The organism is Stenotrophomonas sp. AS1 (assembly GCF_048957655.1).
GTDB lineage: Bacteria > Pseudomonadota > Gammaproteobacteria > Xanthomonadales > Xanthomonadaceae > Stenotrophomonas > Stenotrophomonas bentonitica_A.
Genome location: NZ_JARVXM010000003.1, coordinates 119788 through 133011 on the forward strand (window position 1 = coordinate 119788; position 13224 = coordinate 133011).

Consider the following 13224-nt stretch of genomic DNA (forward strand, 5'->3'; position numbering starts at 1 on the left):
GCACCTCCGGCTGACGGAGGTGAGGGGCGCAGCGGCGAGGGGGATTCGGGAAACAGACGTCATCCCGTGATGATAGCGTGCGCGGGGCGGTGGCTGGCGGGCTTACTTGCTGCCGCCCGCCACGGTACCGGCGGCGTCGATCTCGGCCTGGGCGCGCGCAGCATACAGGGTGCCCGGCGGCGGCTGGCGGCTGAAGAAGGTATGCACGCCATCAAGCACGGCCCCCGCGATCTGGCGCTGGTAGGCCGGATCGATCAGGCGGCGCTCTTCATCCGGGTTGGAGATGAACGCGGTTTCGACCAGCATCGCCGGCATGTCCGAGGTGCGCAGCACCGCGAAGTTGGCCCGTTCGATGTTGGGCTTGTGGTTCTTGCCGATCCGCTTCAGGCCGCCCAGCACATGCCCGGCAGCGTCTTCGGAGGCCTTCATGTAACCGCTCTGGGCCAGATCCAGCAGCACGTTGGCCAGGGTGCCTTCGGTCTGCTGCAGGCGCACGCCACCGACCAGATCGGCGGCGTTTTCCTTGTCGGCCAGCCAGCGCGCACGCTGCGAGGACGCGCCCTTGGTCGAGAGCACGTAGACCGACGAACCGGTGGCCGCGCGGTTCTCGGCGGCATCGGCGTGGATCGAGATGAACATGTCGGCCTTGGCGGCGCGCGCCTTCTGCGCACGCATCGGCAGCGGGATGAACACGTCGCTGTCGCGGGTGAGGTAAGCCTTCAGGCCGGGCGTTGCGTTGACCTGGCGGGCCAGTTCACGCGCCACTGCCAGGGTGATGTCTTTTTCGCGCTTGCCGGTCGGGCCGACCGCGCCGGGATCCTGTCCACCGTGGCCCGGGTCGATCGCGATCACCAGCGGGCGCATGCCGGCACGCATCTTCACCCGCGAGGCGTCGCTGGGCATCGCCGGACGCGGGTTCTCCTGCGGCGTCACCGGGGTGGGCGTCGGCACCGGGGTGGGCACCGGCGCACTGGCGACCACGGCCGTGGTCGACTGACCGGCGAGGATGGCGGCCGGTGAAGCGCTGTTGCTGGCGGCATTGGCGGTGCCGGCAGCGGCCACGTTGACGGTGGTGGCGGTGGTCGCCGCCGGGCCCGGCGCCGGTGCCGAGGTGGCGACGGTGGCGCTGGCCTGCTGGCGCACCGAGGCGGTCAGCAAGGCGGTGGCGCGCGCGGCATCGCTGCGCGCCTGTGCGGATTGGGCAGCGGCCTGCGCGGGGGTCGGAGCGGCTGCGGCCGGCGTGGACGCCGGTGGCGCAGGCGTCGGCGAAGACGCAGCAGCAGGTGTCGGGGTCGGCGCGCTGGCCACGCGGGTGGACGTTGGCGCATCGCCCGGCCACTCGATCACCAGCCGCGATTGATCCCCCTGCTTGATCATCTGCGGGCGGAACGGCGCGACCGATTCGGCCAGGTCGAACACCACGCGGAACGTGCCCGGCACCGGCTGCCCGGTTCGGACCGCCGTGACCACACCCTTGGGCGCCGGCAGTTTGAGGTTGCGGATCGCGCTGGAGTCCGGGAAATCGACCACCAGGCGGTTCGGACCGGCCAGGGACAGGGTCTTGTAACCCCCGCTGCCGGCCAGCGAAATCTCCGCACGGGTACCGGTCGCACCGGTCTCCACGGCCACCTGGCGGACTTCGCCCGCCCACGACAGCGCGCTCGCCAGACAGAGTCCGACGGCAGTGCAGATGGCGGTGAGTGATTTCCCCATTGGCATGGGTCTGGATTCAATCACCGCGCTGAATGAAATGCAACTCCTTTTCCCTTAATAATCCGTAACCTGCCGGTGGTTCCTAGTGTCAGCCGACAGAAAGGGCCTGCAAGTCGCCCCCTTGGGGGAGCCGTTCGAGCCATTCGCGACCGGCAGGACTGGTCGCCGTGAGCCGGGCGCGCCGCCCCTGACCATGGATCTCCAGTGCGACTTCCAGATCGGTCGGCGGCAGCGCACCGGCGCCGCGCTCGGGCCATTCGACCAGCCACAGCGAGGCGCTGCCCTCGTCCAGCCCCAGGAAATCCAGCTCCTGCGCATTGCCGATCCGGTACAGATCCAGATGCCAGGCCTCGTGCCCGTCGGCCAGCGGGTAGCGTTCCACCAGGGTGTAGGTCGGGCTGCGGATCGCGCCCTGCACGCCCAGCGCGCGCAGCAGGGCGCGGGCCAGGGTGGACTTGCCAGCCCCCAGGTCGCCCTGCAGCTGCATCACCGCCTGCGGCGGACGGGTCGCGGCCAGCCATTGCCCGAGCAGGTCGGTGTCCTGGGTCTGCGCGAGGAAAAACTCGATCATGTTCAAACGTCCGGATTGACCAGCCGGCGCAGCGGCGCCAGCAGATCGGTGGGAAGCAGGCCCCGCTGGCCGTCACTGGCGGCGGCATCGCCGGCCAGGCTGTGCAGCAAAGCGCCGGTACTGGCCGCATCGAACGCGCCCAGGCCCTGCGCACGCAGGGCGGCAATGATGCCGGTGAGCAGGTCGCCCATGCCACCCACGGCCATGCCGGGGTTGCCGGCGGCGATCACCCGCGGCACCGAGTCGGGCGCGGCGACCACGCTGCCGGCGCCCTTGAGCACCACCACCGCGTGGAACCGGTCGGCCAGCGCTTTGGCGGCAGTGAAGCGGTCCGCCTGCACCTGCGCCGTGCTCAACCCGAGCAGGCGCGCGGCCTCGCCCGGGTGCGGGGTCAGGATCGCATCACCGAGCGGCTGCGGTGCCTTGGCCAACAGGTTCAGGGCATCGGCATCGATCACCAGCGGCTTGCCGCTGGCCAGCACCTGCCGCCAGAGTTCGTGGGCCCAGTCGTCCTGGCCCAGGCCCGGCCCGATCGCGATCACTCCGGCGCGTGGCAGCAACGCCTGCAGGTCCTGCGCATCCTGGACGGCATGCACCATGGCTTCGGGCAGCCGCGCCAGCAGCGGTGCGACATGCGCTGCCCGGGTCGCTACGCTCACCAGCCCTGCGCCCGCGCGCAATGCCGATTCACTGGCCAGCATCACCGCGCCGCCGCTGCCGAGATTGCCGCCCACGCACAGCACGTGGCCGGATTCGCCCTTGTGGGTGTTGGCGCGGCGGGCCGGCAATTGTGCGCGCAGGCGTGGTTGCTGCCAGCACTCGGCGCTGTGCTGCACGCCCTGGTCGGCGCCGGCGGGCAGTTCCAGCGCGGCCAGCCGGCGCCCGCCAACATGCTCCAGCGCCGCGCCGGTATACAGCCCCTGGTGACGCACGATGAACTGCAGCGTGACCGTGGCGCGGATGGCGACGCCCGGCACGTTACCGGTCTGCGCATCCACGCCACTGGGCACGTCCAGCGACAGTACCGGCAGGCCCGAGGCAGTGATCGCGTTGATCAGATCGGCCGCCCCACCGGCTGGCGCGCGGTTCAGGCCGATGCCGAACATCGCGTCCACGAGCAGGTCCACCTGCGGCAGGCGGCCATCGAAATGCGTCACGGCACCGCTGGCGGCGATGAACGCCTGCTCGGCCTGCTGCGACAACGTCGTGGCCGGGGCATCGGTCGCCAGCCGCAGCACCGTCACCTGGCGGCCGGCTGCACGGGCCAGACCGGCCAGCACATAGCCATCGCCGCCGTTGTTGCCGGCCCCCACCACCACGCCGATGCGCTGCGCCTGTGGCCAGCGCTCCAGCAGGCAGTGAAAGGCGGCCAAGCCGGCCTGTTGCATCAGCGAGGCTCCCCCATCGCCCAGCAGGGCGCTGGCCTGCGCATCCAGGCGGCGCGCGGCGGCGATATCGAACAGTTCAGCAAGCTCGGGCATGCCGGGATTCTATACTTGTCGCCCAGGCGCAGCCTTGCCGCGCCCTTCCCAGGCTCCGTTTCCGCCCAGGCCATGTCCGCCGTCCCCCTCCCCGCCCCCGTCCACCTGGCCCGCGCCGCCGACCGCATCCGTGCGATCGCGCGCGTGCATGGCTTCCAGCGCTGCGGCGTGTCCGGGATCGATCTGCGCGAGGACGAAGCCCACCTGGCCGACTGGCTGGGCAAGGGCCTGTACGGCACGATGGAGTGGATGGCGCGGCACGGCACCCTGCGCGCGCGGCCGGATGAACTGCTGCCGGGCACGGTGCGGGTGATCTCGGTCGGCATGGATTACGGCCACAAGGATGACGCCGAAGCCTGGAACACCCTGCATGATGGCGACCGCGCCTACGTAGCGCGCTACGCCTTGGGCCGCGATTACCACAAGCTGATGCGCAACCGGCTGCAGAAGTTCGCCGACAGCATCGCCGCCGAGATCGGTCCCTTCGGCTACCGCGTGTTCGTCGATTCGGCCCCGGTGCTGGAGCGCGCCCTCGCGCGCAATGCCGGGCTGGGCTGGATCGGCAAGCACACCTGCCTGATCGACAAGCAGGGCGGTTCGTGGTTCTTCATCGGTGAGATCTACATCGACCTGCCGCTGCCGGTGGATACACCCGCGAGCGCGCACTGCGGCACCTGCACGCGCTGCATCGATGTCTGCCCGACCCAGGCGATCATCGCCCCGCACCGCCTGGATGCACGCCGCTGCATTTCCTATCTCACCATCGAACATGACGGTGCGATTCCCGAGGAGATGCGCACCGCAATGGGCAACCGCATCTACGGCTGCGACGACTGCCAGCTGGTCTGCCCCTGGAACAAGTTCGCCAAGCGCACCGACGAGCCGGATTTCCGCGCGCGCAATGACCTGGACACTGCCTCGCTCGCCCAGCTGTTCGCCTGGGAAGAAGACGAGTTCCTGCGCCGCACCGAAGGCAGCCCGATCCGCCGCAGCGGGCATGAACGCTGGCTGCGCAACATCGCCGTGGCGCTGGGCAATGCGCCGACCCATGCCGAGACCCTGGCCGCGCTGCAGGCACGGCGCGAGCACCCTTCGGCGATCGTGCGCGAGCATGTGGCCTGGGCCCTGCAGCAGCACGCCGACCGCGCCACCGCGGGATGAAGCATCGCCGCCGACGTGCGACCATGGCCCCCCGTTCGTACCGTTTGGCCTGATGCCCCCCATGGACCGCAGCGCGCAGATTCTCACGCCCAGCCAGCTCAACATCCTGGCCCGCGACCTGCTGGAAGGCGCGTTCCCGCTGATCTGGGTGGAAGCCGAACTGGGCAGCGTTACCCGCCCGGCCTCGGGCCATATGTATTTCACGCTGAAGGACGCGCGCTCGCAGATCCGCGCGGCGTTGTTCAAGCCCAAGAGCCAGTGGCTGAAGTTCGTGCCGCGCGAAGGCATGCGCGTGCTCGCGCGGGGCCGGTTGACCCTGTACGAAGCCCGCGGCGAGTACCAGATGGTGCTCGACCACATGGAAGAAGCCGGCGAAGGCGCCCTGCGCCGCGCCTTCGAGCAGCTCAAGGCGCGGCTGGAGGCCGAGGGCCTGTTCGCGCCCGAGCGCAAGCGGCCGATGCCGGCCCATCTGCGCCGCCTGGCGGTGATCACCTCGCCCACCGGCGCGGCGGTGCGCGACGTGCTGAGCGTGCTGGAACGGCGCTTCCCGATGCTGGAAGTGGATCTATTGCCCAGCCTGGTGCAGGGCGACAGCGCCGCCGCGCAGTTGACCTCGCTGCTGCGTTCGGCCGATGCCAGCGGCCGTTACGATGTCATCCTGCTGACCCGCGGCGGCGGCTCGATGGAAGATCTGTGGGCGTTCAACGACGAGCAGCTGACCCGCGCGATTGCCGCCAGCCAGACACCGGTGGTCTCTGCGGTGGGTCACGAAACCGACTTCAGCCTCGCCGATTTCGCCGCCGACCTGCGCGCGCCCACGCCCTCGGTCGCGGCCGAACTGCTGGTACCCGACCAGCGCGACCTGCTGCTGCGCGTGCGCCGCCTGGATGCGCGCCTGGCACAGCTGCAGCGGCACAGCCTCGGGCAAGCGATGCAGCGCGCGGACCGCGCCCTGCTGCGCCTCAACGCACAGAGCCCGCAATCACGCCTGCAGCTGTTGCAGCGCCGCCAGCAGGATGTCGCGCGTCGCCTGCACGCAGCGTGGACGACACAGCATCAGGGCCGCCTGGCCCATCTGCGCCACGCCGCGGCTGTACTGCGCAGCGGTCACCCGCAGCGCCGGCTGGATGCCCTGCGTGAGCGCCTGCAACGGCTGCTGCCGCGTGCGGACAGTGCGATCGGCCGCCAGCTGCAGCGCGACAATCTGCGCCTGCGCGCGCTCGCCCGTTCGATGGAAGCGGTCAGCCCGCTGGCTACCGTCGCGCGCGGTTACGCCATCCTGACCCGCGAGGACGATGGCAGCCTGGTGCGTTCGCCGTTACAGGTGCGCCCCGGCGATACGCTCAAGGCACGCGTGCAGGACGGCGTGATCGACGTAACGGTCAACGAACCGGCGCGCTGACCCAGCGCGCCCACGCCACGTCGTTCGCCTTCAACGCCCCGCGCTTTCGCAGAACTTCTGACGGTATTCCATTGCCTTGGGCATCAACGCCTGCAGGTTCTGGATGCGCGTGCCCGGGTTGGGATGCGTGGACGCGAATTCCGAGGTCGACTGCCCGCCACTGGCCTGCCCCATCCGCTCCCACAGCGGAATCGCTTCCTGCGGGTCGAAGCACGCTGCGGCGGCCAGCATCAGGCCCACTTCATCGGCCTGGGTTTCATGGCTGCGCGCATAGGGCAACAGGTAGCCGTAGCCCATCGCCGACATCATCATCTGCTGCTGTTGCGGGTCCATGCCGCTGGCGGCGCCGGCCATCTGCCCGATCTGCGTCATCTTCTGCTGCGCCATGCGCTGGGCCCCATGACGCAGCAAGGCATGCGCGATCTCATGCCCCATCACCACCGCCATCGCATCCACCGTACGCGCGACCGGAATCAACCCGGTATAGACCGCCATCTTCCCGCCCGGCAGGCAGAACGCATTGGCCTGGTCGGAGGGGATCACGTTGACCTCCCATTCGAAGTCACGCGCGAAGTGCGCAGGCTTCAACCCATGTTCCTCGGCGAGCGCGGTTTCCACCACGTCCACCTTGGCGATCAAGCGCTGGGCGATCGCCTGGATCTCGCGCGACTGCGGCGCATTGGGATCCAACGGCCGCTCCTGGGCCAGGATTTCCTGGTAGGCCTGCAGGCCGAGCGCTTTCTCTTGGCTCGCATCGAGCGAGCTGTCGATCAACACGCTTTCGCCGGTGTACGGATCCACCGCACGGTTGGAGAACCAGTAGAACGCGGCATAGCCGGCGAAGGCCAGCAGTACCCACCAGCGGATGTTGCCGAACAGGCCCGGCCGCCGGGCGCGGCCCTGCTGCTGACCGCCGAATGGATCGTTGCGCATGCGCTTGCTTCCTGAGATGGCCGCGGCACCCTGCCCGACACTGCGCCAATCCTAGAACGCGCGGTGGGTGGCCGGGTGAAAATCCGGCCCGGCGCGCCGCTTGTCAGATACCGCGGACCAGGCGGAAGCCGATCCGGGCGCTGGTGGTGTCCGAGTCCTGCGACTGCCGCCACGCCGCGCGGGTCTGTGCCGGTGCGTTGGCCCAGTTGCCGCCACGGATCACGCGCTGCCGGCAGCCGGGGTTGAACCAGGCCACGCCATCTGCAGGTGCCCGCCGGTAACTGGCATGCCAGCAGTCGGCCACCCACTCGCTCAGGTTCCCGGCGATATCGTGCAGGCCCCAGGGGTTGGGATCGAAGCTGCCCACCGGCGCCGGCCCCCAGTATCCATCGCCGTAGCCGACGAAGGCGTTGTACCAGTGCCGGCCGGAGGGTGAGACATCCTCGGCGCCGGTGAAATTGCCGGCACGCGCGGGCGGCGTGCCCGCATCGCCCCACGGGTAGCGGCCACTGCTGCCCGCGCGCAGCGCGTATTCGAATTCGGCCTCGCTGGGCAGCCGGTACGAGCGTCCGGTCTGTTCGGACAGCCAGGTCGCGTAATTCTCGGCATCGCGCACGCTGACGTGCATCACCGGCAGGTTCGCGATCGCCTCGGCGCCGTTGTAATCGGACTGCCAGTCCACGCCGCTGCGGCGGACGAAGTTGCCGCTGCGCTCGTCGTACACGATCGAATGGCCGCGCCGCGTGGCACGTGGGCGCGCCTTGGTGGCCTGCACGTAGCGGCGGAAATCGGCGACCGTCACTTCGGTGATCGACATCGCAAAGCCGCGCTCGAACCGCACGTAATGCGAGGGTTTCTCGGCATCGGTCGCGCCCAGTTCGTTCTCGGCGGCGCCCATCTGGAATCCGCCATGCGGCACCACGATCATCTGGGGCCCGCGGCCACCATCGCGCAGGGCATCGCTGAACACCTGCCGCGGCCGGAAGCTGCCGTAATGGGTGACCAGTTCGATGCGCTCGCGCAGCTGGCCCACGACCGGATCGCCGGGCAATGCGATGCGCAGGGCATCTTCCAGTTTCTGCCGCGCCGGCTTGAGACCCTGCGGCGTGGCCAGATCACGCAGGCCCTCGTTGCGCAGCCGCGCCAGGGTGTCAGAGCGGATGTTCTCGATGCGCTCGAAGGCATCGGCGATGGTGATCGAAGAGTCACGCACCTTGGCCGCTTCGGCCAGCCACGTCCCCGCGGTCGCAAAGTCAGTGGCCCGCGCGGCCGTTTCCGCACGCCGGATCAGGGCGCTCTCTGCGGCGGCCAGCCCCTGCCGGGCCCGAGGATTGTCCGCATCCAGCGCCAGCGCCTCGCGGAAATTGGGGATGGCGCCATCGCCGTCTTCGCCGATGCGATCGGCACGCAGATCCTCTTCACCGGCGCGGTTGTAGGCCACCACGCGCTGGGCGATCTCCACCCGCGACTGCAGCTCACGTACCTTGGCATCGTCGGGCGCCAGGGTCAGCAGGACCAGGGCCATCTCGCTGGCCTGGGCCAGCGCCTCACGCTGCTTGAGCGGGCGGTCCAACAAGGCGGACGCTTCCTCCAGCAGACGCTGACGGGCGCGTTTCAGGCCGGCCTGGGCCACCCTGTCCTTGGGATCGCGCTCCAGCAGCGCCAGCCAGATCGGAATCGCATCTTCGGCGCTGCGGTACAGCCGGTCTTCCTCGAAGGCGCGCGCGGCGTCACGGCGTGCCTGCGCGGCTTCGCCGTCCACGAGGGTGACCGCAGGTGGCTGCCAGCGCTCCACGGTCTCGGCCGCATCCTCGCCACCGATGGTGACCTGCGCCACCGGTGCGCTGGGCGTGGGCCGCGGCGCAGCGGGCGTGGCCGCTGGGGTTGCCGGGGCGGGCGCAGGCGCGGGCGAACAGGCGGCCAGCCCCCCCAGCAGTGCGGTGAACAGCAGCGGCAATGTGCCTGACGGTCGCAAATGGGGGTCCTTGGGGCATGGCATCGTCTTGCAGTGCCTGCACCCTGCCGTACGCCGTGTGCCCCGGGTGCAGTCGCGTTCCAGGCAGCATGCCGCAGGTGCGGACAGGCGATCATCATAATCGCCACCGTCGCGGGCGGCGACCGCTGGCGGCCCGGGCGTTCATCGCACTGCGCAGGCATGCCGGCCGTGGCACGGGGTTAGGCTATCCTCCCCGACCTGAGCACCCCTTTGCAGTACATGGAATCCCACGTGGCTTACTGGATCAAAACCCCGGCGGAACTGGACGAGCGCTTCCGCCAGCGCCCCACCCGCATCGGCCTGGACACGGAGTTCATCCGCGAGCGCACCTACTGGCCGCAACTGGCCCTGGTACAGATGGCGGTCGGCGATGAAATCCTGCTGATCGACCCGCTGATCCCCGGCATGAACGAGGCCCTTGCCCCGTGGCTGACGGATACCTCGATCCTCAAGATCATGCACAGCGCCAGCGAAGACCTGGTCACCTTCAAGGTCGCCTGCGGCGTGCTGCCACGCCCGCTCTTCGACACCCAGATCGGCGCTGCGCTGGCCGGCATCGGCGGCGGCATGGGGTACCAGAAGCTGGTCACTGCGGTCACCGGCGTCACCCTGGCCAAGGGCGAGACCCGTTCGGACTGGATGCGCCGCCCGCTCTCGGAGGCACAGCTGGAGTACGCCGCCGACGACGTGGAGTACCTGTTCCAGATCCACGACACCATCGACGCACGCCTGGAAGAACTCGGCCGCCGCCAGTGGCTGCAGGACGATGCCGAGCGCCTGCTCGCCAGTGTGGAACACGATGAAGAGCGCTGGCCGCATGTGGCGATGCGCTCGGCGCAGTTCATGGATACCCCGGCACAGCTGCGCCTGCTGCGCTTGCTGCGCTGGCGCGACGTGCAGGCCCGTGCCAGCGACAAGCCGCGCAGCTGGGTGCTCGACAACGAACTGGCCGCCGTGCTGGCACGCACGCCGCCGGCCGATGTGGATGCGCTGTCCAAACTGATGGAAGGCTTCCCCAAGGCCCCGCGCAAACTCGCCGCGCAGGTCTGGCAGGCGCTGATCACCCCGCTTGCCGATGAAGCCGACGCCCCGCTGGCGCTGCCGGCCAACGATGCCAACAAGCAGGCCCTCAAGCGGCTGCAGGATGCGGTCAGCGCGCGCAGTGCCGAACTCGGCCTGCCCGACGGCGTACTGGCCTCGCGCAAGCACCTGGAAAGCTACATCGAACGCCGCCAGTGGCCCACGGCGCTGGCCGGCTGGCGCCAGGCGCAGCTCGAGCCGATCCTGGCCCCTCTGCTGCCACCTGCCTGAAACGACAACGCCCCGCATCTGCGGGGCGTTGTCTCTTGGATCCGACGCACCGGTGCCGCAGCAGCGCAGCACCGGCGACGTGGGTCTTACCAGTTCATGTTGAGCGACACACCCACGGTGCGCGGTTCGTTGTACACCGCCGCCATGTAGTTCTCGATCACACCCTTGAGGTTCTTCTCATTGGTGATGTTGCGCGCGAACAGCGCCACTTCCCAGGCACCGTAGTTGGCGGAGTAGCCCAGCTTCAGGCCGCCTTCGAAGCTGCCCTTGGAGTTGAACTCGGCCGAGTCGTACAGCACGAAGCTGGTGTAACCCTGCTTGTTCCAGTCGGTGGAGACGAAGAACACATCGGCGTCATTGACCGGCATGTCGTAACGCGCAGCCAGGTTGATGTTGTACTTCGGTGCGTTCGGCAGCGGGTTGCCGTTGATCTGCGCGAAGGTGTTGGCACCGACCTTGATGGTCGGGTCGTTCACGGTGCACACCACGGCGCCGTTCAGGGCGCAGACCTGGGCGTACACGCGGTCGTCCTGGATTTCGCTGTGCAGCAGGCTGACGCCGGCGCTCAGGGCCAGGTTCGGGATCGGACGCAGTTCCATGTCCGCTTCCAGACCATACGCCTTGGCCTTGTCGGCATTGAACAGCACGCCGTTGCCGTCCGAATCGTTGCCGTTGAGCTGGATGTCGTTGACCACATAGGTGAACGCAGCCGCGTTCACGCGCAGGCGGTTGTCCCACAGGCTGCTCTTGATGCCCGCTTCCCAGGACAGGATGGTTTCCGAGTTCGCCGTGGTGAAGTCGGCATTGAACACGGCCGAACGGCCCTGGATGGTCGGGCCGCGGAAGCCGCGGGCCACGCGCGCGTACACGCTCAGCTGCGGGTTGAACGCATACATCGCGCTCAAATCCCAGCTCGGCGTGGTGTCGGACATCTCCACGTAGGTGCGGCCCTTGTAGGTCACGGCACCGGCGGCGGTATCGGCGGTCTTGAGCAGGCGGGTCTTCTTCTCGTCCTTGGTCTGGCGCAGGCCGGCGGTCAGGGTGAACTTGTCGGTCACGTCATAGCTGACCTGGCCGAAGCCGGCCCAGGAGGTGTTGACGTTGCGCAGGCGCACCCAGTTGTTCGGGTTGCGCGCGTTGCCCTGCAGGAACCAGGCGCGCTGGTAGAAATCGGTGGTGTCGCGACCGTCGAAGTAGAACGCGCCGACCTGCCACTTCAGGCGGTTGTCGTCGGCGTTGGCCAGGCGGAACTCCTGGGTCCACTGGTCCAGATCGCGGATCTGGCCCATCGACTGGCCGTAACCGTTCGGCACGCCGTTGACCGGGTAGTTCACGGCCGCGCCGCCGTCGGTGTCACCGCGGCTGTAGCCGGAGGTGGTTTCGTAGGCGGTGATCGAGGTCAGCGAGACGTTGCCGAAATCGTAGATGGCCTTCACCGAGCCGCCGTAGGTCTTGTAGGCCTGCGGGTTGTTGTCGGCTTCGTCGTAGGCGACCTGGTCGCGCGGCACGTCGGTCTTGTTGGAGCCCTTGGTCAGCGCGCTGCGCAGGAACAGGGTCGAGGTGCCGTCGTAGTCGCGTGCGTGGGCCGAGGCCAGCAGCGAGAAGTTCTCGCTCGGCTGCAGCAGCAGCTGCGCGCGCACGTTGCGGTCATCGAAGCCGCCCATGGCGTTCTTCTTCGGCGAGACCGTGCCATCGGCGCTGGGGCCGCGGTAGGTGTTGTCGACGTAGTCATCGCGGTGCTGGTACAGCGCCGACACGCGGAACGAGGCGATATCGTTGATCGGGCCACCGAAGCCGCCGTCGATCGCCACGCTGCCGTAGGTACCGTAGCTGGCCTGCACGCGGCCGCTGTAGTCCTGGCTCGGCTTGATGGTGTCGAACTTGACGATGCCGGCGGTGGTGTTGCGGCCGAACAGCGTGCCCTGCGGGCCGCGCAGCACTTCGATCTGGTCCACGTCATAGACCGGGTTGGACTTCAGCACCACGTGCTCGAGCACCACGTCGTCCTGGATGATCGAGACCGGCTGCGAAGCACCCAGGTAGAAGTCGATGTTGCCCAGGCCGCGGATGTAGAAGCGCGGGAAGATGCGGCCGGTGGTGGTTTCAGCGTAGAAGCTGGGCACCTTGCCCGACAGTGCCAGCAGGGTGTCGTCGCCGCCGGCGGTGTAGTCGCGGATCTTCTCGCCCTGCACTACACCGACCGAGACCGGCACTTCCTGCAGGTTGCGCTCGCGGTGGTCGGCGGTAACGGTGATGGTGTCCAGCGAGGTCGCGCTGGCCGACTGCGCGTCCTGCGCCGAGGCGGCAGCGGACAACATCAGCGCAGCCGAAGCGCAGGCCAGCGCCAGGGCGTGGCGGCGCGGCAGCAGGGCGGTCGGCAGGGAACGGGAAAGAAGACGCGTCGACACAGGGGCGTGGCGTAGAGCGGGCATGCAGAGGTCTCTGGTAGTACAGATCGGGGCAGCCGGCGAGATGGCCGGGCACCATAGGAAATCGACACCGCTGTGGAGACAGCGATGCGGCACGGTATTGGCTGGATGTTGCAGATTGGTGTCAGGGCGTTCTGGGCGACGGCTGTCCGGCCCCCCTGGTCCACTGGCTATGCGGCCGCGTTTTCTGGCGCGGATTATGCCCGGCCCACGCGCGCGCCGGAAGG

9 protein-coding genes are annotated in these 13224 nt (G+C 68.8%); 3 read left to right on the top strand and 6 right to left on the bottom strand.

Annotated features, from left to right (window positions below; all coding sequences use genetic code 11):
* Window positions 1-102: 102 nt before the first annotated feature.
* From PV764_RS04770 to PV764_RS04780, 3 genes are all read right to left on the bottom strand, one after another.
* Entirely contained in the window at window positions 103-1719 is a 1617-nt protein-coding gene (locus PV764_RS04770) for an N-acetylmuramoyl-L-alanine amidase (RefSeq protein WP_421116247.1), read from the bottom strand.
* Window positions 1720-1801: 82 nt separating this feature from the next.
* On the bottom strand, window positions 1802-2284 hold the full coding sequence (gene tsaE, locus PV764_RS04775; RefSeq protein WP_019182806.1) for a tRNA (adenosine(37)-N6)-threonylcarbamoyltransferase complex ATPase subunit type 1 TsaE: 483 nt from the start codon (window positions 2282-2284) through the stop codon (window positions 1802-1804).
* A 2-nt stretch (window positions 2285-2286) separates the two neighbouring features.
* On the bottom strand, window positions 2287-3765 hold the full coding sequence (locus tag PV764_RS04780) for an NAD(P)H-hydrate dehydratase (protein WP_421116248.1): 1479 nt from the start codon (window positions 3763-3765) through the stop codon (window positions 2287-2289).
* Between the two features lie 72 nt (window positions 3766-3837).
* Here PV764_RS04780 and queG point away from each other — a divergent pair, with 72 nt between their 5' ends.
* Both queG and xseA read left to right on the top strand, forming a co-directional pair.
* Window positions 3838-4926 carry a tRNA epoxyqueuosine(34) reductase QueG gene (queG, locus tag PV764_RS04785; RefSeq protein ID WP_046273216.1) on the top strand — a complete coding sequence of 363 codons (1089 nt, stop codon included), beginning with the start codon at window positions 3838-3840 and terminating at the stop codon, window positions 4924-4926.
* 61 nt (window positions 4927-4987) lie between these two features.
* Entirely contained in the window at window positions 4988-6328 is a 1341-nt protein-coding gene (gene xseA / locus PV764_RS04790) for an exodeoxyribonuclease VII large subunit (protein WP_421116249.1), read from the top strand.
* A 30-nt stretch (window positions 6329-6358) separates the two neighbouring features.
* On the opposite strand, the gene PV764_RS04795 is transcribed toward xseA, so the two are convergent.
* Window positions 6359-7261, bottom strand: a complete 903-nt coding sequence (locus tag PV764_RS04795) for a M48 family metallopeptidase (protein WP_070470864.1) — start codon at window positions 7259-7261, stop codon at window positions 6359-6361.
* 103 nt (window positions 7262-7364) lie between these two features.
* Window positions 7365-9260 (bottom strand): formylglycine-generating enzyme family protein, encoded by a 1896-nt coding sequence (locus PV764_RS04800; protein WP_421116250.1) that lies wholly within the window; start codon window positions 9258-9260, stop codon window positions 7365-7367.
* A gap of 228 nt (window positions 9261-9488) precedes the next feature.
* On the opposite strand from PV764_RS04800, the gene rnd reads away from it, so the two are divergent.
* Window positions 9489-10568: a ribonuclease D gene (gene rnd, locus PV764_RS04805; RefSeq protein WP_421116251.1), complete on the top strand. Its 1080-nt coding sequence runs from the start codon at window positions 9489-9491 to the stop codon at window positions 10566-10568.
* Between the two features lie 86 nt (window positions 10569-10654).
* Here rnd and PV764_RS04810 read toward each other — a convergent pair whose 3' ends face one another.
* A complete protein-coding gene (locus tag PV764_RS04810; protein ID WP_421116373.1) occupies window positions 10655-12886 on the bottom strand; it encodes a TonB-dependent receptor in 2232 nt (743 codons plus the stop codon).
* Between the last annotated feature and the right edge of the window lie 338 nt (window positions 12887-13224).

Coding starts and splice junctions, on each gene's coding strand:
- PV764_RS04780 (WP_421116248.1), bottom strand. CDS start 3,765: ATGCCCGAGCTTGCTGAACTGTTCGATATCGCCGCCGCGCGCCGCCTG.
- xseA (WP_421116249.1), top strand. CDS start 4,988: ATGGACCGCAGCGCGCAGATTCTCACGCCCAGCCAGCTCAACATCCTG.
- queG (WP_046273216.1), top strand. CDS start 3,838: ATGTCCGCCGTCCCCCTCCCCGCCCCCGTCCACCTGGCCCGCGCCGCC.
- PV764_RS04800 (WP_421116250.1), bottom strand. CDS start 9,260: ATGCCATGCCCCAAGGACCCCCATTTGCGACCGTCAGGCACATTGCCG.
- PV764_RS04770 (WP_421116247.1), bottom strand. CDS start 1,719: ATGCCAATGGGGAAATCACTCACCGCCATCTGCACTGCCGTCGGACTC.
- PV764_RS04795 (WP_070470864.1), bottom strand. CDS start 7,261: ATGCGCAACGATCCATTCGGCGGTCAGCAGCAGGGCCGCGCCCGGCGG.
- tsaE (WP_019182806.1), bottom strand. CDS start 2,284: ATGATCGAGTTTTTCCTCGCGCAGACCCAGGACACCGACCTGCTCGGG.
- PV764_RS04810 (WP_421116373.1), bottom strand. CDS start 12,886: ATGTTGTCCGCTGCCGCCTCGGCGCAGGACGCGCAGTCGGCCAGCGCG.